General features: G+C 41.2%; 20 protein-coding genes and 1 pseudogene. 10 read left to right on the plus strand and 11 right to left on the minus strand.

Annotation, left to right across the window (positions count from 1 at the left end; translation table 11 throughout):
* Window positions 1-490: 490 nt before the first annotated feature.
* The 3 genes from L2735_RS11120 (at window position 491) to L2735_RS11130 (ending at window position 4,420) form a co-directional block, all read left to right on the plus strand.
* The gene (locus L2735_RS11120; RefSeq protein WP_248984777.1) at window positions 491-1,345 is read left to right on the plus strand and encodes an HAD-IIB family hydrolase; all 855 of its coding nucleotides are present in this window, start codon (window positions 491-493) and stop codon (window positions 1,343-1,345) included.
* Between the two features lies 1 nt (window position 1,346).
* A complete protein-coding gene (locus L2735_RS11125; RefSeq protein WP_248984778.1) occupies window positions 1,347-2,567 on the plus strand; it encodes a glycosyltransferase family protein in 1,221 nt (406 codons plus the stop codon).
* A 110-nt stretch (window positions 2,568-2,677) separates the two neighbouring features.
* Window positions 2,678-4,420: a sugar phosphorylase gene (locus tag L2735_RS11130; RefSeq protein ID WP_248984779.1), complete on the plus strand. Its 1,743-nt coding sequence runs from the start codon at window positions 2,678-2,680 to the stop codon at window positions 4,418-4,420.
* A 105-nt stretch (window positions 4,421-4,525) separates the two neighbouring features.
* Here L2735_RS11130 and L2735_RS11135 read toward each other — a convergent pair whose 3' ends face one another.
* From L2735_RS11135 to L2735_RS11145, 3 genes are all read right to left on the minus strand, one after another.
* The gene (locus L2735_RS11135) at window positions 4,526-5,980 is read right to left on the minus strand and encodes a methyl-accepting chemotaxis protein (protein ID WP_248984780.1); all 1,455 of its coding nucleotides are present in this window, start codon (window positions 5,978-5,980) and stop codon (window positions 4,526-4,528) included.
* Between the two features lie 548 nt (window positions 5,981-6,528).
* Window positions 6,529-8,196, minus strand: coding sequence for a sensor domain-containing diguanylate cyclase (locus L2735_RS11140; RefSeq protein ID WP_248984781.1), 1,668 nt, complete (start codon window positions 8,194-8,196; stop codon window positions 6,529-6,531).
* A 20-nt stretch (window positions 8,197-8,216) separates the two neighbouring features.
* Window positions 8,217-8,519, minus strand: a complete 303-nt coding sequence (locus tag L2735_RS11145; RefSeq protein WP_248984782.1) for a hypothetical protein — start codon at window positions 8,517-8,519, stop codon at window positions 8,217-8,219.
* A 475-nt stretch (window positions 8,520-8,994) separates the two neighbouring features.
* On the opposite strand from L2735_RS11145, the gene L2735_RS11150 reads away from it, so the two are divergent.
* From L2735_RS11150 to L2735_RS11160, 3 genes are all read left to right on the plus strand, one after another.
* Window positions 8,995-9,345 carry a DUF4870 domain-containing protein gene (locus tag L2735_RS11150; RefSeq protein ID WP_248984783.1) on the plus strand — a complete coding sequence of 117 codons (351 nt, stop codon included), beginning with the start codon at window positions 8,995-8,997 and terminating at the stop codon, window positions 9,343-9,345.
* 90 nt (window positions 9,346-9,435) lie between these two features.
* Window positions 9,436-10,092, plus strand: a complete 657-nt coding sequence (locus L2735_RS11155) for a Bax inhibitor-1 family protein (RefSeq protein ID WP_248984784.1) — start codon at window positions 9,436-9,438, stop codon at window positions 10,090-10,092.
* Between the two features lie 70 nt (window positions 10,093-10,162).
* Window positions 10,163-10,675 (plus strand): GNAT family N-acetyltransferase, encoded by a 513-nt coding sequence (locus L2735_RS11160; RefSeq protein ID WP_248984785.1) that lies wholly within the window; start codon window positions 10,163-10,165, stop codon window positions 10,673-10,675.
* Between the two features lie 13 nt (window positions 10,676-10,688).
* Here the strand turns inward: L2735_RS11160 and L2735_RS11165 are convergent, their stop codons facing one another.
* Window positions 10,689-11,228, minus strand: a complete 540-nt coding sequence (locus L2735_RS11165) for an NADPH-dependent FMN reductase (protein WP_248984786.1) — start codon at window positions 11,226-11,228, stop codon at window positions 10,689-10,691.
* Window positions 11,229-11,999: 771 nt separating this feature from the next.
* On the opposite strand from L2735_RS11165, the gene L2735_RS11170 reads away from it, so the two are divergent.
* Complete coding sequence (locus L2735_RS11170) at window positions 12,000-12,623, plus strand: BUD32 family EKC/KEOPS complex subunit (protein ID WP_248984787.1); 624 nt, start codon at window positions 12,000-12,002, stop codon at window positions 12,621-12,623.
* Between the two features lie 92 nt (window positions 12,624-12,715).
* Here L2735_RS11170 and L2735_RS11175 read toward each other — a convergent pair.
* From L2735_RS11175 to L2735_RS11205, 7 genes and pseudogenes are all read right to left on the minus strand, one after another.
* Window positions 12,716-13,150 (minus strand): annotated as a pseudogene (locus L2735_RS11175) (transposase); the annotation flags it as partial.
* 35 nt (window positions 13,151-13,185) lie between these two features.
* Window positions 13,186-13,839 carry a TorD/DmsD family molecular chaperone gene (locus tag L2735_RS11180; RefSeq protein WP_248984788.1) on the minus strand — a complete coding sequence of 218 codons (654 nt, stop codon included), beginning with the start codon at window positions 13,837-13,839 and terminating at the stop codon, window positions 13,186-13,188.
* Between the two features lie 45 nt (window positions 13,840-13,884).
* Window positions 13,885-14,550 carry a DMSO/selenate family reductase complex B subunit gene (locus L2735_RS11185; protein WP_248984789.1) on the minus strand — a complete coding sequence of 222 codons (666 nt, stop codon included), beginning with the start codon at window positions 14,548-14,550 and terminating at the stop codon, window positions 13,885-13,887.
* 14 nt (window positions 14,551-14,564) lie between these two features.
* Complete coding sequence (locus L2735_RS11190) at window positions 14,565-17,078, minus strand: DMSO/selenate family reductase complex A subunit (RefSeq protein WP_248984790.1); 2,514 nt, start codon at window positions 17,076-17,078, stop codon at window positions 14,565-14,567.
* 45 nt (window positions 17,079-17,123) lie between these two features.
* Window positions 17,124-19,112: an MtrB/PioB family decaheme-associated outer membrane protein gene (locus tag L2735_RS11195; protein WP_248984791.1), complete on the minus strand. Its 1,989-nt coding sequence runs from the start codon at window positions 19,110-19,112 to the stop codon at window positions 17,124-17,126.
* Between the two features lie 14 nt (window positions 19,113-19,126).
* A complete protein-coding gene (locus tag L2735_RS11200) occupies window positions 19,127-20,074 on the minus strand; it encodes a DmsE family decaheme c-type cytochrome (protein ID WP_248983775.1) in 948 nt (315 codons plus the stop codon).
* 679 nt (window positions 20,075-20,753) lie between these two features.
* Window positions 20,754-21,098 carry a hypothetical protein gene (locus L2735_RS11205; RefSeq protein WP_248984792.1) on the minus strand — a complete coding sequence of 115 codons (345 nt, stop codon included), beginning with the start codon at window positions 21,096-21,098 and terminating at the stop codon, window positions 20,754-20,756.
* A 145-nt stretch (window positions 21,099-21,243) separates the two neighbouring features.
* Between L2735_RS11205 and L2735_RS11210 the strand changes: the two genes are divergently transcribed.
* The 3 genes from L2735_RS11210 (at window position 21,244) to L2735_RS11220 (ending at window position 23,294) form a co-directional block, all read left to right on the plus strand.
* Window positions 21,244-22,125: a LysR family transcriptional regulator gene (locus L2735_RS11210; RefSeq protein ID WP_248984793.1), complete on the plus strand. Its 882-nt coding sequence runs from the start codon at window positions 21,244-21,246 to the stop codon at window positions 22,123-22,125.
* A 23-nt stretch (window positions 22,126-22,148) separates the two neighbouring features.
* Complete coding sequence (locus L2735_RS11215; protein WP_248984794.1) at window positions 22,149-22,715, plus strand: DUF2937 family protein; 567 nt, start codon at window positions 22,149-22,151, stop codon at window positions 22,713-22,715.
* 105 nt (window positions 22,716-22,820) lie between these two features.
* Window positions 22,821-23,294, plus strand: a complete 474-nt coding sequence (locus L2735_RS11220) for a peroxiredoxin (RefSeq protein WP_248984795.1) — start codon at window positions 22,821-22,823, stop codon at window positions 23,292-23,294.
* Window positions 23,295-23,300 lie beyond the last annotated feature (6 nt).

Raw genomic sequence — 23,300 nt, forward strand, 5'->3', positions numbered from 1 at the left:
GACTGAAGTCCTAACTCGCTTTTGATGGATTAAATCCTCACAAGGTTTGTTTCAAATGGGGGCATTATAAAAATCTGAGTGAATTAGCAAGGCGGGGAAGTCAAATCTGTTGCTGTTTTATCAACGTCATTAATGAGCTATTAAGAAATTCGAGCAGGTTGTTATGGCCAGTATATTGCCTAGTAGTATCACCCTCAAAAATGCTTGAGTTCAGCCCGAATTTCTATTTAATTGAGCAAATAACCGAGAACCAGAACGTGTAACTTTTGCACTGTTGTGGTGCGAGTCGTGATTTAAAACCCTGCAATAAATGACAATACCCCCTACAAGCAGAAGTTGTTATAAATGTTGGCGCAATAATTTTAATCATTTATTTCAATAGCTAACAATCATGTTTGACCCAATTTAGTGCAGTCTTTGACGATCTGGCACATTACCTGAAACGTTTTAAACAGAGAAATTTTTTGTTTGGGTAAGGAAGGGAATAAACATGATCACACGACCGCTAATTTTTACCGACATGGATGGCACTTTACTCGACCATTATGATTATAGCTTTTCGAGCGCAATTGAAGTGATAGAGGCATTGGTTGAAAAAGAGATCCCTATCATTCCTAATACCAGCAAGACCTTTGCTGAAATGGAAAAAATTCAACAAACAATAGGTTTTAATTCGCCTTTCATCTCTGAAAATGGCGCGGTGGTTTACATCCCCATCGGTTATTTTGACACTCAACCTGCTGACACCATTACCCAAGGTTATTACTGGGTAAAAGAGTTTTGCGAACCAAGAAAACATTGGTTACAGCTATTGGAGACTGAGGCGAGTGAGTTTAGCAATGACTATATTGGTTTTTCCACATTAACAGCGCAAGAGTTATGTGAATTAACAGATTTATCAGAAGAAAAAGCAACACTAGCACTGGTAAGGCATTATTCAGAGCCTGTGCTATGGACAGCCGATGTTAATCGCAAACTAGCCTTTATTAAGCATATGAATAGCCTAGGCGCCAATATGCTACAAGGCGGTCGCTTTTTACACGTGGGCGGTCATACCGATAAAGGCCGCGCCATGGACTGGTTAGCCCAAGTTTATGCCGATGCATATCAAACCAGTGTACAAACCATTGCATTGGGTGATAGTGGCAATGACAGCGCCATGTTAGAAGCAGCTGATGTTGCGATTCAAATTAAATCTCCGACTCATACTTTCCCAAAAATCATGACCACCAACAAAACCATGCAAAGCCAGCATTATGGGCCCAAGGGTTGGGCTGAATGTTTGCAGGCTTTGTTACTAGAATCATCGACACCAACACCATCATTTACGCTTGAGGAGGCATAACATGGCTGATTTTTATCAAAATGGCATTGTTACTACGCTACATAATTTAACCCAGCGTACCCATGATGAAATGGAAAAGGACTTGATGAGGTTTTCTAAAACTCGTCCTTTAGGTTTGATTTTACCTTCTCTATTTTCTGAGTTAGAAGGTGAGGCATTACCTCAAATTATCAATAAATTGAAAGAAGTACCTTACCTTAATGAAATTGTTATTGGCCTCGATAGAGCCGATAAAGAACAATATAAACAAGCACTGGGGTTCTTTAATCAGTTGCCGCAACATCATCGAGTATTATGGAATGATGGCCCAAGATTACAGGCATTAGATGCCAAACTCAGTGCGTTAGGTTTAGCTCCTAAAGAGCTAGGTAAGGGCCGTAATGTCTGGTATTGCATGGGCTACACTTTAGCGTCAGGAAAAACGGAATCGGTGGCATTACATGACTGCGATATCGTTACCTATGAAAAGTCATTATTAGCCCGCTTGCTTTACCCAGTAGCTAATCCACAGTTTAACTATGAGTTCAGTAAAGGCTATTACGCCCGTATGTCTGATGGCAAAATTAATGGCCGGGTATCACGCTTACTGGTCACGCCATTGATTAAAGCCTTGCAAAGAGTCGTTGGCCATAACGATTATTTAGAATATATGGATAGCTTTCGTTATCCACTTGCGGGTGAATTTTCATTCCGCCGTGATGTATTAAATGATTTGCGTATTCCGAGTGATTGGGGGCTAGAAATTGGTGTACTCAGTGAAATGCATCGTAACTATGCCCATAACCGTATTTGTCAGGTTGATATTGCTGATAATTACGATCATAAACATCAAGACTTATCATTAGATAATGCCGAGGCTGGCCTGTCTAAAATGTCTATTGATATCACTAAAGCCTTTTTTAGAAAGCTGGCGACTCAAGGTGAAACCTTCAATACTGAAGCGTTCAGAACATTAAAAGCGACTTATTATCGCATCGCACTGGATTATGTTGAAACCTACCATAACGATGCGTTGATGAATGGCTTATCTACTGATATTCATACTGAAGAAAAAGCCGTTGAAATGTTCACTCAAAATATTGTTACCGCAGGTCAGCGCTTTTTAGATAATCCAATGGAAACGCCGTTTATGCCGACGTGGAGTCGTGTGATCAGTGCCATGCCTGATGTGCTTGAACAGCTTAAAGCAGCGGTTGAAGCAGATAATGCCGAGTTCATGTAAGGCTAATGATTGGATTTTCTGGCCTATCGTTTTTACTGTGAGTCCCTTTAGTTGAGTATCATCAAGAGGCTTGCAGTAAGTAATAATGATTAACGTTAGAAGAAAGACTTATGACAGAAATTGAAAGTTTAAAACACAAGCTTATACAACAACTTGACTGTATTTATAAAGATGTTGAAATCGAGCAAACTAGCGATGAATTAGCTGAATCGCTAATTGATACTATGCGTATTGAGCAAGGTGGCTTTACCCCAAAGCCCTTTAGCAACCATTGGTCTGAGCAAGATGTGGTGATGATCACTTATGGCGATAGCATCATTTGTCCTGATCAAAAGCCGTTAGCGACCTTGTCAGAGTTTATGAATGCTCATCTTGAATGCATCAATTCGGTGCATATTTTACCCTTCTTTCCATTTAGCTCAGATGATGGTTTTGCGGTTATTGATTACTCTAGTGTCAATGATGGTCTGGGAGATTGGTCAGATATCGAAACCATTGCTTCCAAGCGACGCTTGATGTCTGATTTAGTCATAAATCATTGCTCTAGCCGCAGTGCATGGTTTCAAAACTTTATTAAAGGTGAGGGAGTGGGTCATGACTACTTTTTTACCGCCAATATTGATGATGATTTATCAGCGGTAGTGCGTCCAAGAACCTCTGAGTTACTTAGGCCAACACACACCAGTAATGGTTGGCAACAGGTATGGTGTACATTCAGCCACGACCAAGTTGATTTTGACTTCAGGAATCCGCAAGTCTTGATGGAATTTGCGCGGATTATTCGCCAATATCTCGATGCCGGAGTGAACATATTCCGTTTAGATGCGGTGGCTTTTTTATGGAAAATCGTTGGTACTAAATCCATTAACTTGCCACAAACCCATGAGGTCATTCGCTTACTGCGCACCCTTATAGAGCATGCGCAACATGATGCTGTGGTCATTACCGAAACCAATATTCCAAATACTCAAAACCTGACCTATTTTGGTAATGCCAATGAAGCCCATTGTATCTACAACTTCTCATTGCCTCCGTTACTGATAAATACTTTAATTACAGGTAGTTGTTTGTATTTAAAACGTTGGCAAATGAGTATGCCTCCAGCCCAAGACGGTACGACTTATTTTAACTTTATTGCCTCCCATGATGGCGTAGGATTAAGACCCGTTGAAGGGATACTGGAAGATAATGAAATAAACACGCTGGTGGAAACCATGGCGCTATTTGGCGGTAAAATTTCCAGTCGAACCAGTGAAGATGGCCAGAAAAAACCTTACGAAATCAATATCGCCTTAATTGATGCCTTGCAAGGCACAACCAAAGGCAAAGATCAGCATGGTTTGGCGCGATTTACTTGTGCACATGCGATTATGCTAGGTCTTGAAGGGATCCCTGGAATTTATATTCATAGCTTATTAGGCACTGAAAATGACTATGAAAAGTTAGCGAATACGTCCCATAATCGCTCAATTAACCGCCATCGTTGGGATTACAATACTCTCAATGGCTTACTCGCTGATGAGCAAAATATTCACAGTAAAGTGTTGGCGTCATTAACTAAGCTCATTAGTATTCGAACTAACCAGAAAGCCTTTAATCCCAATGCCACTCAGTTTACTTTGCACTTAGGGTTGCAGTTATTTGGATTCTGGCGTCAAAGTCGCGACCGTAGGCAGAGCATTTTTTGTATCAGTAATATTACCGACCAAGCAATGGATTTACCGTTAGCAGAGCTTAACTTAATCGGCACTGAAACTTGGTTTGATTTAATCGATGGTGAAGTGATTAGCGATATTACAGCTGTGAAATTGTTAGAGCCTTATCAAACAGTGTGGATAAGCAATGTAGCTTAGGCACTGTTTATTAATAATGCTCTTTAAATGGTTCTTTAGCATGATGTTTTAACGTAAAAAAAACCAGCATTTGCTGGTTTTTTTACGACGTCATTAAGTTACTGGCTATTTCTTTGCAAGAGTGTACTGCTTCAAAATATCATCAAGATCTGCTGATGATTCTGATAAGTTGGCCGCGAGAGATACTGAGCGGTGGGCTGTTTCTCGAATGGTTTCTGCTTGGCCTCGAATATCGTTTAACTGACCGGCAATATCACGAGACGCTGCGCTTTGTTCTTCTGATGAGGCGGCAATTTGCGAACTCATATCAAATACATGGCTGATTGAATCTACCATGCTATCCACATCTTTACCGACTGATTCGATGGCTGTTCTGCCTTGGTCAGCCTGTGACACAATATCGGTAGTAATGTGAGATAAGGTATTGGTATCTTTCTGCAACCCTTCAATCATGGTTTGAATTTCTACCGTGGCTTGTTGAGTGCGACTGGCAAGTGTTCGAACCTCATCGGCAACCACTGCAAAGCCTCGACCTTGTTCACCTGCTCGCGCAGCTTCAATAGCAGCGTTTAGTGCCAGTAAATTAGTTTGTTCTGAGATACTATTAATGGTTGTCACAACCGCGCCAATATTGGCCGCAGCTTGTGACAGTTCACCAACAGAGTTTGATGCTTCTGAAATCCGGCTGGTGAGCACACCGATACGGTTTACCGCTTCAGCAATTTGAGTTTGACTATTGTTGGCCTGGGCTGAATTTTGTTGGCTTTGTTCGGAAGTGCCGCTGGCATTATGAGACACCTCTTCGATAGCGGCGGTCATTTGGGTCATTGCCACTGATACCGTATCTAAAAACTCATGTTGATACTGAGTGAGTTCTTCACTTTGATTTGCTTGTTGGTTGAATTCGTTGGCGGCTTCAGAGAGGGTTTGGGCATTAGCAGCAATAGCGGTGACCATTTCACTCATATTATCGGCGCTGCGATCAATCTCACGAGCAATTAAGCTGAAGTCGTCGGTACCAAAAAAATTAAGTCGGCAAGTTAAGTCACCATCGGCAAGGCGTTTAATTGCCACATACATATCCCATAAACCTCCGCCTAACGAGGTCGACGTCCAGTAACAGACTAAATATAAAGGCAATAAACCTAAAAAGGCGAATAATAATAGGTAGTTGGCACTTGAAAGGTCATTAGCTTCCAACTTAGCAACATTAACAGTGATGATGAAGGCTTGGTTATCAATAGGCGCGCTGACGGTGACATTATTACCACTGCGTCTTGCTTGGGTTAATGGACCTACTTGAGCATCAATTCGCTGGGCATAGTCTATTAATGATTGGCCTTCAAGCGCTTGAGCACGTGCGCCATCTGCAAGTGCATTCACTCTTGCTTGAGCAAACATTTCAGAAGCATGTTCAATTTTTGACGTGGTCGCGAAGTAATTACTGACAGCGATTGCCGCAGTAATGATGGTGAAGAGTGTACAAATAACCCAAAACTTACCATTTAAACTCAACTTAATGAGAATGGCATCGACTTTGCGAAAATTGATTTGTTTCATCTTGATCATTCCTTTGCTTAAGCCGAACGTGTTTAGTGACGTTTGCTATAACGTATGCTCTGACAGGGTCTATAACACTCTCGACAGCTAATTGTCGCTCAAGCGAACTAGCTATGGGCTGCTATCTGAGTCAGTCATTTACAATGTATTATGTTTGTCGGCCTATCAATAAAGTGTTGTTGAACTGCGTAAAAACAGCATGGTAACGCCAATGAGTATTAATTAACTCGAGACAGCTCTCAGTCTTAATGCGTTTATTGGTACAGATACATCTTTTGTTTATTTAAAGTACTGTTCATTTTAAATACTGTTAATTACAAGCTCGGTTTATATCAGCTGGGGTGTAACCGAACCTGTCTCTTGAGTGCTTATTTTTATCGGCTTATGGAAGCAAAAGTTTAGCCAAAGCCTAAGCAGAAGCGTTTGTTGGCCACTTTTTACAGCGTTATCGAATTTTTATGTAGATTAATTACACTGCAAAGTCTCAGTATTCTAAAAATGGCCAACTATTCGCTGTAAAAATAATCTTTAAAGAGCAGCAACCCTGGTTAAACGTGTTGGATTATGGGAAGTAAATTGACATCATCATTAGCGTGTTTAACGCGCAGATGTTTCACTAATGCCAATTTAGTTTTATGTTCGACTGAATTGCTATCGAAGCTATTCACTAAGTTTCGACCAGCGGCTTTTGCACTGTATAGCGCGATATCAGCATGTTTAAAAGCTAAGGTGGCATCATCTTGAACTCTAGAAATTCCAGCGCTTACGGTAAATGGCATTAATGTGCTGGCATCAATATTATTTTTTATTCGGTTCAATACCGCTGCTGCTTGCTCAAGAGAAGTATGTGGCATCAAAATAGCGAATTCTTCGCCACCAATACGCGCGATAATATCTGTTTCACGGCATTGAGACGTAAGAAAGTCAGCTAAGTTTTTCAATGCACTATCACCTACATCATGGCCAAAGTTATCATTAATTTTTTTGAAGTAATCGATATCGATTATGCCTAAACAGGCATGATAATTAGGGTAGCGTTTGGTATAGACGCTCAGATTATTCAATTCACTATCAAATTTTCTGCGATTCCATACGTTAGTTAATGGATCTGATTCACTTTGGTTTCTGAGAGTTTCTTCCAATTGTTTACGATGGGTAATATCAGTAAAAGTGATCGCATATTTTTTTATGGCGCCCAGACTATTTCTCAATACTTGAATCCGTGCCATAAGTGCATATTGGTTGCCTTGTTTATCTTGCCCTATGACTTCGCCTTGCCAATTATCTTGGCGTAAATGGTGTCTTATTGTGGTCATTTCTGCTTGGGTGAACTGGATATTAAGTTTACCCAATGATTCACCCATTAATTCGTGCTGAGTGAAGCCTGAAACACGTGAAAATTCTTTATTTGTTTTGATTAACCTAAAGTGGCTATCAGTGATAATGACGCCTGCAACGCCATTAAATGCTGCGCCCATCAGTTGTTGGTCCATTGCACTGTTTTCATGACTGTTGAAGAGTTTAAAAATATAGCCACATACTCCTAAAATCAGCAATAACAATAAGCTAGCTATAGTGAGTAGATTATTTTTTTGCTCAGCGACAAAGGCTGAACTTGTTGGTGTAGTGATCAGAATGTACTTACCTAAAGGAGCGTAAACGTCACTCAATTCAAGTTCTGTGTACGAGTAAGTCGTGTCCTCTGCGGTAAGCCTGCCGTCATCCGATGATAATATTTGCTGCCATAAAGCAGGCAAGCTATTGGCAAGGTTATATTGCTCTGAGGCGGTAAATAAGTGGCCTAATTCTTCTGATGGATCATCACTAGCCAAAATGTTGCCATTTTTATCGATGATCCGAGTAATGAAACGATCACTTTGCATTGCTTCAATAGCCTTAAGTACATTGCTAACACTGAGATTTACCACGATATAGCCTTGGCGCATTGACTGATTATAAACAGGTGTAATGATCCTTAAGCTGGTTTTAATTGGTTTAGTTATTTGACCATTTTCTATTTCAATTTCTACAGGCCAAGTACCTATTTCACCTTGCTTAAGTTGTTGAGCATATGAAAAATACGGGCGTTTTGATTTGTTTTCTAATTGCGTTGAAGGTACTCGCTCAATGCTATTTTGATTGTTATTGACTCTGATGAGCTCAATGCCTGAATCATCCAAATAACGAACTTGAGAGTAAACATTTTCATTTTTCATAATGAAATAAAACATGTTCTCTAATGCGGTGTGATTTCTTGAACTGGCCGTTTGGGTAAAAAGCCCCACTTGTGGGCTAGTGGAGATTTTTTTATCATGTCATCCACTTCTTCAATCACACTTGATAAGCGCTCAGAAGCGAGTGCTAAGCGCTGAGCGTGACTATTATTAATGCGAGTGAGTTGATCATCTTCAATCCGTTGGTATTGGTTAAAAATGTATAAACAAAAGCTGATACCAAAGATAAGTATGATGCTAGAAATAAGTTTGAATACACGAATATTCTTATTTCGCATGGTGTTATGCATAGGTTTTTTACTCACTTCACAGGCTTGAGACTAATGTTGTCAATCTCTTCTGTGGCTACTGTAAATGAGATATAAAAGTGATAGTTACCTTTGTATGCCAAATGACCCCAGTTTGAGGAGATTTGCCTGTTAATCTCGTTTGAAGAGAATGGAGGCTGATAAACGTTTAAAACAAAGAAGTAGATAATAGCGAGTTTAAAAATAAGCTAAGGTAATGTTTTTAAATACTTAATGTCATACTTTTAAATTGATATTAAAGCATCAAAACTATTGCACAAGTTAACAGCGCTGGTTAATCTATCAGCAGAAACATATTGTGAGTCGATGAGTGAAGGATTGCTATCGAGTAAGCGAAAAGGAACTTTCGAGCTTTTCCTATTTATCCCTTTTCATGCATTATCCTGTCACAAATACTTCTTAATATGCCTTCAGTAACAATTGGTTATTAATTTTATTCATGCCTAGAAAGCTAGGTAATTAAGGATTTTAAATGAGTGAAGAAACAGGTTTGCAATTAGAAGGCATTAGCCAAGATTCAAAAAACTTGGCGTTATTGTGCTGGATAGGTACCATCTTTTTTGGTTTTATCCCTGGGTTAGTTTTATATCTGGTGAAAACTGACGATAACTATGTTCGTGAGCAAGCAAAAGAAGCGTTAAACTTTTCGATTACGGTTGTTATTGGCTACTTTATTTCAAGTATCTTGATGTTTATCGCGATAGGTATATTGATGGTGCTTGTTGTTTGGGTTGTCAGCTTAGTATTTTGCATCATGGGCGCTATTGCGACTGCAAAAGGCGACAATTTCAAAGTGCCATTTACCTTACGTTTAATTAAGTAAGCGTTTTTGATAGGTAATAGCCAGCAAGGAGAAAACCAATATGTGGCTTTCTCCTTGTTGGTTAAGTGCAAAGCTTAAAAGGAATATTAAGTGGAAACGAACGTTTTTGACCGTAGGCACACCACAGATAACATTATCAGTGGCCCTTTATACAATTTAGTGATTGGTTTGACCCTATGTTGGGGTTTTGGTGTTAACTGGTGGATGGTGACTAACATTTCCCCTGAGGCTATTGCGTCAGTTAACTCATGGGTGTTCTTTATCGGTTACTTTGCCTCATGTTTTTTAGGTATTTACCTATTCTCATCATCTGATAAACCTATTGTCAGTTTTATTGGTTATAACTTTGTGGTGGTGCCATTTGGTTTCATCATTAACTTAGTGGTGAGCCAATATGATGCGGCATTAGTGGCTGAAGCCATTAGAATTACTGGTTTGGTCACTATTGGAATGATGTGCCTCGGCACTTTATTTCCTGCCTTTTTTAGTAAAATTGCTGGCGCACTGACCATTGCATTATTGTTGGTGATTGTCGTCGAGTTGATTGAAATCTATGTGTTTGGGATCCATCACGGCATTTTAGATTGGATTGTGGTGCTGATTTTTTGTGGCTACATAGGTTACGACTGGGGCCGCGCCAATCAAATCCCTAAAACCGTTGATAACGCGATTGACAGTGCAGCAGCACTTTATATGGATATTATTAATCTGTTCCTAAGAATTTTACGTATTCTAGGACGTAAGTAATACGATCTCGGCATAAACGAAAGAGCCGCAAGGCTCTTTTTTGTTTTATAGCACACCAAAGGAGTTGCCTGTGCAATTAGTAAAGCCTTGTTTGCAGTATCATCAAAGCTATTTACAGTACATTGCAGAGCTGGGCGATGAAGAGCGTTACCCCTTTCCGCTTGATTTCGACTGTGATGATTTTGAAGCCATGCTACAAAAAAATCAGAACTTTGCTGATGGGGTAAATTTGCCTCAAGGTTATGTGGCTAGCGAAACTTATTGGTTAGTGAATGGCGTTGATCTCATTGGAGTGGCTAATTTACGTTTGAGCTTAAACGATAGCATCAGGCATTGCGGCGGTCATATTGGTCTAGGCATTCGTCCAAGCTTTAGAGGAAAAGGCTTAGGTGTTGAGCTCTTGGCTCAAACTATTGCAGTTGCGAAGCTTAAGGGCATGAAAGAGTTACACATTCATTGTTATCAAAACAATCTTGCTTCAGCCAAAATGATTATCGCAAATGGCGGTGTGTTGCACTCTGAAATTGAGCTAGAGGACGATAACGCTGCGGCAATAATACAGCGCTATCGAATACAGGTATAAGTGAAAGCCTTAGTTAACTAATCAGTTGAGTTACGGCCTCAGTGAGCTGCGCTGCAAGTTCAGTGTTAGTTAACTCACCAGTTCCAGCATCAAAGTTCTGATAAAAGCTTGGCACTGACATTGAGCCCTTTACTTCAGCGGCAAAGTAAGGTGCTGATCCCGTCGCAGCAGCTAAAACACTGCCTGCGCCACCAGGACCAGGGGAGGTGGCAAGTAGCAATGTTGGCTTACCTTGGAATACTTTTTGATCTATACGAGATGTCCAATCAAACAAGTTTTTATATGCCGCGGTGTAAGAGCCATTATGTTCTGCAAATGAAATTACGATAGCATCGGCGCTGCCAATTTTTTCAAAAAATGCTTTAGCCAATTCAGGCTGACCGAGCTCTTTTTCACGATCTTCACTGAATAAAGGGATTTCGTAGTCATTAATATCTAATAGTTCAACTTCTGCGTTTTCAGCTAAGTTAGCTGCTTGATGAGCGGCATAGTTTGCCAGTTTTTTGTTGATTGACTGACGACTGCTACTTGCTGCGAATGCTAAAATTTTCATGTTATTGCCTTAGGCTTTTAAGCCAATTTAAGATTATTTTTGGACAAGAAGTAAACCTAGCTTATAGCTGATTTAATCCCTTATATTCAATAAATTCAACCACATTTCTGTCAGGGTTTTTAATAAACAACACAAGGTGCTAGAGATATGGGGTTGCTAATCAGTGGAATAATTAAAGTCCAGTGCTCAAGCTCTCAATTGGCTACACAAGATGCTGAAACATTCCAAATGCTAGGGTATGTTGACCTTTCAAGGTTGTTTTTGGAGCAAACGCTGTCCGAAAGCCGTGGCTAACAAGGTTTCACTCATGGCTGAGCGCACCTTTGTGAATAAAGAGCCTAGTTGGTTACTAGGCGGTAATCCACTCGACTTGATTAAAACGCATTTATGTCGGTAACCAGCAAAGAACAACAGCCCTTAGCTGTTCGCGTTTGCTGATAGTAATGCATATATTTCAGTCAGGAAGCTCGCTTGTCATCGAACAAACTTAAAGGCATTGGATAATTTATCTGTGATGTTAACTGACGAGGAGTCTAAGTCTAAGGGTGTGTTTGAGCATAAAATCGAAAGAGACAATAGCTTGATTCACCTCCTTCATAAACGTAAAACCCGATGTATTATTACCAGCATAATTTTAGTTATTGAGTGACAAAGGTGTACCTTGTTTCGCTCAACAAAGTGAGGGTTTAGTCCTACATAAGAGACTCTGAGCATGGTTTATGCAGTGCTAGAGTATACATCAGTTGGTGTTTTCTTTTGAGGCTCTTAATTTTGTCAGTAAATAAAATGGTAATAGACGGCGTTTATGAAACGTCAAAAATGCGTGTTGAAATCCATGATGACATTGTCATTAAAACCTTTAAGAAAGCCCGCAATTCAACGCAACGTTACACAAGAGAAAAGAAAGCACTTCACCTTCTCCTCGGTCAAAAAGGGTTTCCGCAAATTATTGAATATGACGATGCTTTACAAAGCATAGTTATGTCTAGACTAAAAGGTGAAAGACCTGAAACCTTGTCTGAATTACAAGCTGGCCAATTGAGAGCATTAGTTCATGTGCTCAATGAAACCGGTGTTGCCCGTCATGCAATGCCGATACGTGACTTTATTGTTGATAAGGATGGCAATTTAGGGATGGTTGATTTTGAGAGAGTAACTTTCAGGGCTTTTCGTTATTCCCCTATTTGGAACTTGGCACTGAAAGTGAACCAATACAACCTTTTGAAGTTAATCAATGTATATCAGCCGCAAGCTTTGTCTGCACCTGAATCTGAACATTTTTACAAACTGTTACGGATGAGAAATAGCCTGACGAAACTGAAGCCTTTGCGAAATTCGCTGCGAAACTTTTGGTCATATGGGAAAGTGGTATCAATGAAGAAGACACTAAGTTAAACCAGTTTGATATGTGGGATTGTGCTTAACTGTCTGTACCTGATAAGGCTGAGACTAATACGCATACTTGTGCAGATACTTTCATAAGGCTATATAATTTGAGCAGCGGTTAATTTATCTATCCCTTTCATGCTTTGTAGAATGAAATTTTTGGCTTGGTAGTCGGGGGGGGGGGAGATTCGATGAGTTTAACCATTTCTGCTTGTATTTTTTCTATCTAATTTTTAAAAACAGTTAAGATAGATTTGAAGATCATTGCGAGCACTTTCCGCAGAATTTGAAGTCTGTTCTTCTCCGTCGTTTGTATCGCCATAGTGGGCGATGCGTTGAACATCTAGCTTGTCTGTTTTGGCCTTTTGACCAATGACACTAGCAAAAATTTTTTATGAGTATCGTTTTACGATAACGAAGGGCTGGTTTACTTCAGAGCAGACCATGAGAAATGACATTTCTAGGCTACTAGTCGTTTCAATAACTATATGGTGTTTTTTGATGAGGTTAACAGCTTCTTTAATCCCTTTCTCATCCACTATCAATGACACTTATCTCAGCCCTTTAAATCTTACTTAAATAATCTTTTTGGCATTGGAATGACATTGAGCGTGTCAGCCAATACTGTTTGAAAGTCATTTGCCAGTAGCGTAATGCCTTTATAAAAGTCGGTTTCAGCATGCTCAATTGCTAGCTCTAAACAACGGCCTGACCATGGCAACATATGTTGTTGTAACAGTATGATAAGCGCTTCTTTAGCCACGTTATTATCAGGCTCAGCAATCATTTGTGTCAGCAATTGATCGATGACAGCATAAAATAAAGCTAAGTGATCAAGCGGCTGGTTATATTTTAAATCGAAACTGATGCCAAACTGCTGATAAAAGCGCTTTAACTCAACCGTAGATTCATCATTAATAATGTTTTGTTCACCTAAATATACCGAGCCCCATGGCATTGCTTTAGGTGTACCAGGTCCAAAGAACAATTGTCCATAATCAAGTTTAACTTCATTTATTAGATTGGGATTCCATTGTTCTGAAAACTGTTGAATTAATGCACGACCTTGTTGGTTTTGAGTAGATTGGGTCAGTTCTGGCCAGATCTCTCCTATGTGATCATTAACTAACTCTTGTATCGATTGCTCCGAAGGGTAATCCAGAAATATGTTATGCAATACACGGGATATTGCTTGTAATTCTTGATAATTTTGTTGTGCCTGCATGGTTATTTCCTGTAATAAAAGGCGCCCGAAGGCGCCATAAATTATTTATACTTCAGCGTAATTAAGGACTTCACCTTCACGGCCACCATGCTTGTTCGCTTTGATGATCAGGTTAGGAGAAGTAATACTCTCAGATGGTAGTGGCGCAATATGACCATCTCCATCACCGTATTTCTCCTTTAAATTTTCCATAGTATCAAAGTCAAGAGCACGAAGTGGACACGAACCTACACAGATAGGTTGCTTACCTTCTGCTAAACGATCAAAGCAACCATCACATTTGGTCATCACTTTACGCTGTGTATCTAACTGTGGTGCATCATAAGGACATGCTTTGGCACAGCTATTACAGCCAATACATAAATCAGTTGCAACATGAACTAAGCCATCTTCACGGCGTTTGTGCATTGCACCTGTTGGGCAAGCCTTAACACAAACAGGTTCATTACAGTGATTACAACCGATTGAAGCATAGTATGTGAATACACTTTGCTCAAAGCTACCATCAGCATTCTCTGACCATGTTCCGCCACCGTATTCATACACACGGCGCCAGTTTACGCCTTCAATTTTCGGTACACCTTGTTCTGCAGAATCATTACCTTTGCGAATAACTTCGCCTTGTCTGTCTTTACATGAAACATGACACGCTTTACAACCAGTGCACTTGGTGGTGTCTAAATAAAAACCATATTGGGTTTGTTCAGTCATTGTTCTTTACTCCATCAAGCTTTAGCGATTTGCACACGGTTGGTATGTTGTGGGTTACCCTTTGCGAACGGGCTAGGTTGGTAACGCGTTAGTGTATTGATACAGCCACCAATATCGACGATATGACCTGACGGCCCCATACGTTCAGTTGGATCTGGTTGGTACCATGCACCTTGACCTAAGGCTAATACGCCTGGCGCAACACGCGGTGTTACACGAACTGGTAATTCGATGGTGCCACGTTTGCTCCATACTTGAACTTTTGCTCCTTGAGTTAAGCCTTCTTTGCCCGCATCCATTGGATTCATCCATACTGCATCTTCAACTGCTTCACGTAGCCAAGGGACGTTATGATAACTTGAGTGAGTACGGCCTTTAGTGTGGTAACCAACTAATTGGTATGGGTATTCTTCAGAAGTGTCTTCATCGTCATAGCCTTCCCATGTTGCTTGATACATAGGTAAGCCAGAAATGTAGTCACCTTTAATGGTGTCATCAAATTCCCATTCAGCGCCTTTTTGTGCCATTTTCAATGAGAACAACTCAACTTTACCTGATGGGGTGTTTACTGGGTTGCCACCATTAATGTAGCTATCTAATGCGACGACAGGTGTACCATTGAATGCTCGGAACACACCTTGCTCTTGTGCTTCTTCATAGGTTGCAGGTAGAGCTGGCTGTGCATCGGCGTTGTTAGGATTAGTACGTGTTTTTTCGTATAACTCAGCTAGCCAACCAGCTTCATCCTTACCTTCAGTGTACTCACCGCCTTTGCCCATTTTTTCAGCAATTAATGCACACATGTCGTACATTGATTTACATTCCCATAATGGGTCAATGGCGGCTTTCATAGCAACTAAGTAGCCCATAATACCTGAAGCATAGCTGTCGTTGACTAAGTCATTTGATTCTAACCATGAGGTATCAGGCAATAAAATATCAGCAAATTTAGCTGAAGGGGTCATCCAGCAATCACAAGATACAATTAGCTCGCACTTAGTGTCGTCTTCTAGTATTTTTGATATGCCGTTTGAGTCAGAGTGTTGGTTTACTAGTGCATTTGAGTTAATGGCAAAAATGGCTTTTAAGTCCGCACCTAGTGGTGTATCTAAATCTTCAGTGCCGCGAATACCATCTTTACGTGCCGTCATTTCATGACCACGTTCAATTGCATCTGGGAAAGTGAAGAATGAGATAGACTCTTCAACTGGGTTACTTAAACCAGACATACCGCTGTTACTTAAGCTGCCTTGACTTGGTAATGCGCCGTTGCTTACACCTGCCTGACCGACTTTACCCGTCAAGAATGACAACATATAGCAAGAGCGCATGGCTTGCTCACCGTTTGCATGACGGTTAACACCCGCACCAGCAATAATAAATGGTGCGCGAGCATTCATTATTTTACTGGCAAGATTTTTGATGTTGCTTTCTGAAACACCACAAATTTTTGCAGCCCATTCAGGTGTTCTTGCACCTTCGTCAACAAACTTACCTTGACCAAGAATATAGTCTTGATAGTTTTCATCTGGGTTGATGAAAGGTACATATGCAAGCTTTTGTTCATCACCAGATGCTTCAAATTCTGCTTTTAGGTTAGCTAAAGACTCACGGTCGTAACCCACACAATATTGGTCTAAGAATGATTTAGAATTATTATCTACCCAGCCAGAACTGATCATTTCATAGGCAATGCCTTCCGCTAATGCTGCATCAGTGCCAGGGCGAATTGGATACCAAGTATCTTCTTTACCTGTCATTGAGTCAGTGTAGCGAGGGTCAATCATGATCACTTCAAGTTCTGGATTTTCTTTAATGGCTTGTAAGTAGTCATAGCCTTCTCCTGAACCTGATTGTCTCATTTCGCTTGGGTTATAACCAAGACCGATAAATAAATCACTGTCTTTTAATGACAAAAGGTTAGAACCAGAAGTACTGCCAAAACCTGTTGCAGCAGCAGCCTCATTTTGTTGTGCCCAAGAGTAGTTACCATAAATATTAAGGAAACCACCGTTTAGGTTTAAAACGCGGCTAAAACAGTTAGAGCTTGAGAAACCATAGTATGCACCAGTACCGTATAACTTTAAGATAGACTTATTACCATATTGACTGGCAATACGCTGTAATTCGCTGGCAATAGTAGATGCAGCTTCGTCCCAAGAAATAGGGACGAACTTACCTTCACCACGCTTACCAACACGTCTCATTGGCGTTTTTAAACGATCGGGTGCATAAGTACGTTGTCTTAACGAGCGACCACGTGCACAAGCACGAATTTGGTGGTTATCACCGTATTCGTCAGTGGTTTCATTATCTGCTTCAACACGTCTGATCACCCCATCTTCACTGAATACTTTTACTGGGCAGTTTGAACCACAGTTAACTAAACATGCAGACCATGTGATGGCTTCTTCCACAGGCGGCTGTGGTGGTAATGGCTCAGCGTCTTTTGAGCTGCTATTACAGCCCGTGACAGTCGCGGCGCAACCTAGTGCAGCACTCGCTTTTAAGAAACTTCTGCGTTCCATATTCATTCCTCTTACTAAAATATTTTTGCGTAATTAGGTAAACGACTACAGCACATAGCTGAAATTCAGCATGATTTGATGGGCGTTATAATTGTGATTAAGCTCGCCTAGGGTCACCATGCCTGGCACTTGGTCAGGGGTCACTTGAGCATCATCGGTGTCGTAATAGCGTTCGTAGCGGTAAGTCAGCTTTAATGCCATGTCATCATTTAAGGCATAGTTAGCGTAAAGGCTTGCGCTATGGTTATAGGAGAAATAATCTCCATATGGGCTGGTGCCTTCAGCGGTCACATAGGTGTCACTGCTTGAATTACTGAATAGGTAATCAGCGCCTAAGGTCAGCTTGTCTTCCATTAAGCCGCCGTAGCTTACGCCAGCGCCTAAGTTGATAAACTCATCTTCAATATCAGCGTACCAGTCTGGGCTGCTGTAGCTTTGGCTACCCGCTTGCGCTGAGTTAATCCATTGCTGGCCGGCAAAACCATAAGCTGAAACGTGTTTGGTCAGCTGCATATTCAGGTTGATGTCATAGCCGTAATCTTCTGACTCAGTTAAGCCAATAACCGTGTCATCGTAATCGTCTTTGGCATAACGACCGGTCAAGTCGACGCTTAACCAATCCAGTGGGGTGTGACTGACACGTAGCTCAACTTCATTACGTTCTCTGTCCGCTAAGTAGTACTTGCGCAGCAATGAGTTGTCTTCGCTAGACGTTAATTCAGTGGCTTGATATTCAGAGCCACCGCGATTGCTGTGAGCGGCTTTCATGTCAATGATGACGTTGTCGATAGCGCGAATAGACAGTTTTGCCCATAAGCTATCTTCGTTAGTTTCTTCACGGTCACTGTAGGTGCGTTCGATGTCTTTGCGGTCGTAACCTGCTTGTAAGCGGTAACCGCTGGCAATACGGTAGCTGGCATTCACTTTGAAGGTTGAACGCTCCACATCCGTGGCGACGTTTTCTTTAAAGGTGCCACTGACGCTATCGAAGTTGTACTGCTGGAATTCAAACACTGAGCTATTGTTTTCACGGTTGCTGTAGTCGTAACTACCGCCGATACGTAAACGGTTGCTGAGCATTGAAGTGATGCGGATGTTGGCATCTGTAGTATCGACTTCGCCATCCCAGTTTTGGATTGGGTTGCCCGCCACTTGGATTAAGTCATCATCTTGTATCATGCGACCGACAATATAGCGGCCAGACATGACAGTACGGTCAAGTTGGTACTGACCGGATAACGACACTTGGTGTGCTTGGTTATCGGGCGTTGCCGCGTAGACATCGTAATAGGTTGGCAGGCTTAAGTGGTCGGTATTGTTTTTATACTGACTGCCAAAGTAGCTCAGCTCAGTTAACCAGTTTTGACCGGTTAACGCCGCGCCTGCGGTAAATGAATCAGTGGTTGAGTCTACACGTTGACCAAAGTTAACCGGGCTTGGGCTGACTAAGCTGCTGCTCTTGTAACCGGTTTTATCTTCGGTATCGAAGCGCACATAGCCTTGATAAAAGTCTTGATTGAAATCCGCGCCAATACCGACTTTTTCACGTTGCTGTGAAAGCTCGAACACATAAGTGTCGCCAGGCACCATCATGCCGTCATCGTAATACAGATTACTTTGCGCATCACCCGATTGATAAGTGGTAATCAGTGAGTAGTCAGCATCGACATTAAACAAGCCTTTTTGACCCACACTGATGTTAGCAGTGCTGTTTTCAAACCCGAGTTGATGGGCTTGAATGCGCGCTTGGTAACCCTGCTCGCCTTGGTATTCAATATCACCACTGACGGCTGTGACAAAGCCCTCTTGGTCAGTGCCTAGTGCATTGGCAGCGTGGACATCGTCGCTGTCGATGTAGCCTGCTGAGATATCCACACTACCGCTATATCCGGTTGTGTTAGTACAACGCTTACACTCATACTTTTCTTGATTAAGGTTGTCAGTGTTGGCATTACCGACGGCAAAGTTAGCCGCCATTGATGGCGCTGATGCAACTAATAAAGAAGCGGTAATTAAATTCAGTTTACAGTTCATGTTATGGCTCCTAATTAGCGCTGCAGCAAGCTGCCGGCTGGGTGGTTAGAACCATGGATTTGGCTATGACAATTCAAGCAGCTTTTTCCGCCGCCAAAGGCATCCATTCCAGGTTGTAGTACAACGCGACTTGCGTGACCGTCATCAGCGTGACATTGCTGACATAACTGAGGGGCACGGTTATTGAGCATGCCTTCGTTCACGCTACCGTGTGGGTTATGACAAGTGACACAATTTTCAGTGACAGGCGCATGCTCCCATAACATTGGGCCGCGTTTTTCAGCGTGACAGCTATAACAAGTGTCATTAACGGTTGGCTTGTTGAGTGCGCTTTCAGACATAGAGCCGTGTGGAGAGTGACAATCGATACAGGTCATCTGGTCCCACTTCATTGGGTGAGCAGAGCGCTTGTTCATGTCCGCTTTTTCGCGGGTGTGACATGAAGTACACGTATCATTAACGGTGAGCTTATCTAAAGCTGGGTCTTTCGCGGCGTGAACCACGTGACAATCGGCGCAGGCAATCTCTTCCAGATTATGAGTGCTGCTGTGCCAAGCCATTTGCTCTGGGTCGTTATGACAACCTTGGCAAACGGTGTTTTGGGTTGGTGCATCCAATTTGCTGTTTTTGCCAAATTGAATCATAGGCTCTTTGCCGCCACGGTTGTGGTTGCCTTGAGGGCCATGACAGGCTTCACATTGCAGGCCCGCCATAGGTGAATCTTTACTGGTTAAGTCGCCATGAGCACCTTTGAAAATGTCAGCGACACCTTCAGTGCGTTGGTGGCACATTAAGCAGCTATCAGCGCCTTTAGGGGAATACTTACCTTCAGCGAACTTCTCGACCAGTTTTTGAGAAACCTCGTCACCCGTCATGTCATCCCATGGCGCAGCAGCGGCATTAAATGTACATAAGTAAAGTATTACACTGATAGAAGCTAGGATGTTTCGACACCAGTTCATCATGTCACCAGACCTTATTAAATCGAATTTATAAAAATGGAATAATTTAAAAGGCATATTAATGATGGAGTATCATCAAATCTATTATTGTTATTATTAGATGGTTACAATTGTGACTTGTGTCTATATATAAAGTGATAAGGTGATAGAGGTAAAGTAGTATTTATAATATGCCTTTATTTATTTTTGGTGTTTCTAATTTTAAAATTTATTATTGGTAATAGTTATCATTTTGATTTTTTTTGCGCGACTTTCGTAGCCGTATAACTAAGCGGTTTTGATTTTAATATATTGTTTTTATAGATATTTTTGTTTTTTCATTCAAAAGTCCTGTGGGTTTTTGGGTTTTAAGACTGTTGTATGTTTTATATATTGTTAATAAGTGTTTTTATATTTTTACTGTTTAGATTTAGTCACTATTTATCAAAAGTTTTTATCGTATTAATTCAGTGTGATTTCCTTTAATTTGTTACTGGCTCTATGTTGCTTTATTTTGAATAAAAATTAATTTTTAAAGCTGAGTATATTCTATATTTCGTTAATAATGATATGCAATGATTGATGTTGATTAGCTTTATTAGTATTTGTTAAAATATAAATCTCTTTCTCAAATTATAATAAACGTTATATTTATTGCACTCATCACGATTGATTTGTGGTGAGTGCTTTTTTGTTTATGCTACTCTGTACAGGCAGTAAATTTTTCGACTGAAATCCCCAGTTTTTCTGAAAAGTTTGAAACTAAACAAGCGGTTGTTTTGGCGTCATCTTCATCAAGCATATGTTTTTCTACACAGGTTCTCATCACAGTGCTAAATACTGATTCAACCTTGGCTTCAGTTTGATTGGTACAAGTGGCCATTTTGGCAAATTCACCTTCAGCCTTCATTTGATTAACCGACATTTGAATAACCATATCCATTTGCTCTGGACTTAACGCCTCAGCAGTTACTGACTTAGATAGCGTCAATGAAGACAGTGCAAGTGATGCCAGTATGAGTGGTAAAATAATCGCAGCTTTCATGTATTAATCCTTTAATGTAATGTCCATATTGATGACTAGCTTTGACCGCCATCTGGTGATTTTATTGCCTCATCCTAATAGTAAGATAGCAGTATTTATAAGCACTTTGTATCAGCTTAAGCGAGCTTAAATGGGTGGAATTAACATGCTGACCCGTTCAGATGATTTAGAAATATTATTAACCGTGGTCGATAGTGGTGGATTTTCTGCCGCTGCTGAAGCGCTGGATATTCAAGTGGCGCGGGTATCTCGTTCAGTGTCTAGAGTAGAGCAGCAACTTGGTGTCACCATTTTAAACCGCACCACTCGACGTGTGGAGTTAACTGATGAAGGTCGTCAATTTGTTGATGCCGTTCGTAAAGGGTTGCAATGCCTGAATCAAGCTGAGCAGGACTTAATTTGCCGTGGTGATTTACCCAAAGGTCGCTTACGGGTCAATGCTGCCAGTCCTTTTGTGTTTCATCAGCTGGTTCCGTTGCTCCATGAATTTAAAACAACTTATCCAGATATCGAGTTAGAAATTACCTCTAATGATGGCTTTGTTGATTTACTTGAAAAGCATACCGATGTAGCAATAAGGATCGGTGAATTGGCTGACTCGACTTTACATGCGCGTTTATTAGGACATAGCATGCTGTATTTGGTGGCAACACCTGAATATTTACAAAAGCGCGGTATGCCGCAACAGGTTGGCGAATTGGCTAATCATGATTTGATTGGTTTTTCTGAACCTAAAGTTCTCAATCATTGGCCCCTTAAAGGGGGCTTTACCGCAGAGCCTGCAATGACCTGCAGTAGCGGTGAAACCATTAGACAACTGGTATTGGCAGGGCACGGTATTGGTTGTTTATCAGGATTTATGGTTAATAAAGATATTGCCGATGGGCGTTTAGTCACCATACTGGAGACTGAAAAGCTGGCTAATGCTGGCTACCGCCAAGTGAATGCGGTGTATTACAAATCATCCTCAGTTGCACGGCGAATTTCCGCCTTCATTGACTTTATTCAACCCAAGTTAACGCTGTAAGCGTTTCGTAATAGGTAGCATTTATGAAATCGATAATGGATTATTTGCGGTTAATCTTGTTTGTTAGCGGAGTTTTGCTCGGCGTGCAGGTGCCAGCGTTTGTGGATCAATATGGCCAGCGTTTACAAGCTCATACTCAAGAGGCAAAGCTAAGCTTGGCAGAGTTTCAGCGAGATGCGGACCGATTTTTTGCTGGCGATATCGACAAACTCATTGCTCATTACCAACAAAACCCTGATCAAGTGATTAATGCTGGAGGCGATAGCATTGACGCTATTTATCAACGTTATCAATTACTCAATGGTGCCTTGATGCAATTTAATCAAAGCGCTTTTAGTGGCTTTGAACAAGTAGCATTTGAGCCGATGGAAGATATTCGTCAGCAGGTTTGGCATAATTTTAGTCATACCATCATGCTTGATACACGGGCGATAGGGATAGGATTAGTATTAGGTTTTCTATTATCGCTCGCTTGCGAATTGTGCCTAGTTGGCTGCGGCAAAGGCTGCAAACATGCCTATCGTGCAATCAAACCTAAACCTAAGTCTAAAATTGAAGCTGAACTTACCGCTAAGACCAAAACTGAATAACTGCGTAAATTGGGCTGCGTGATTAACCATACAAACCATCGGTGTTTGTGAAGCCAATTTCGTTCTATGCTTACCTCACTTAAATACACTAAATAGGGATTTATCATGATTCAACAAGGACAAGCGTTACCTGCAGGCACATTATCTGAGTTAACACCTGACGGTATGCTTAATCACGATGTGAGTGAATTATTCGCCGATAAAAAAGTGGTGCTATTTGCCGTGCCAGGTGCATTTACGCCGACTTGCTCAGAATCCCACTTACCCGGTTTTGTTATTTTTGCCGATCAGCTAAAAGCCAAAGGTGTAGATTTGATTGCTTGTGTGTCAGTAAATGATGCCTTTGTAATGAAAGCATGGGGCGCAGCGCAAAATGCCTCTGAACTGACCATGCTTGCCGATGGCGATGCAAGCTTTACCAAAGCATTAGGGCTAGATATGGATACAGCCGGCTTTGGCGGTGTTCGTTCGCAGCGTTATGCCATGATTGTCGATAATGGTGTTGTGACTACCTTAAATGTGGAAGCGCCGAAATCATTTGAAGTCAGTACTGCAGAAGCGATTTTAGCAGCGTTATAAAAAACA

The organism is Shewanella olleyana, from assembly GCF_023283825.1.
Classification (GTDB): domain Bacteria; phylum Pseudomonadota; class Gammaproteobacteria; order Enterobacterales; family Shewanellaceae; genus Shewanella; species Shewanella olleyana.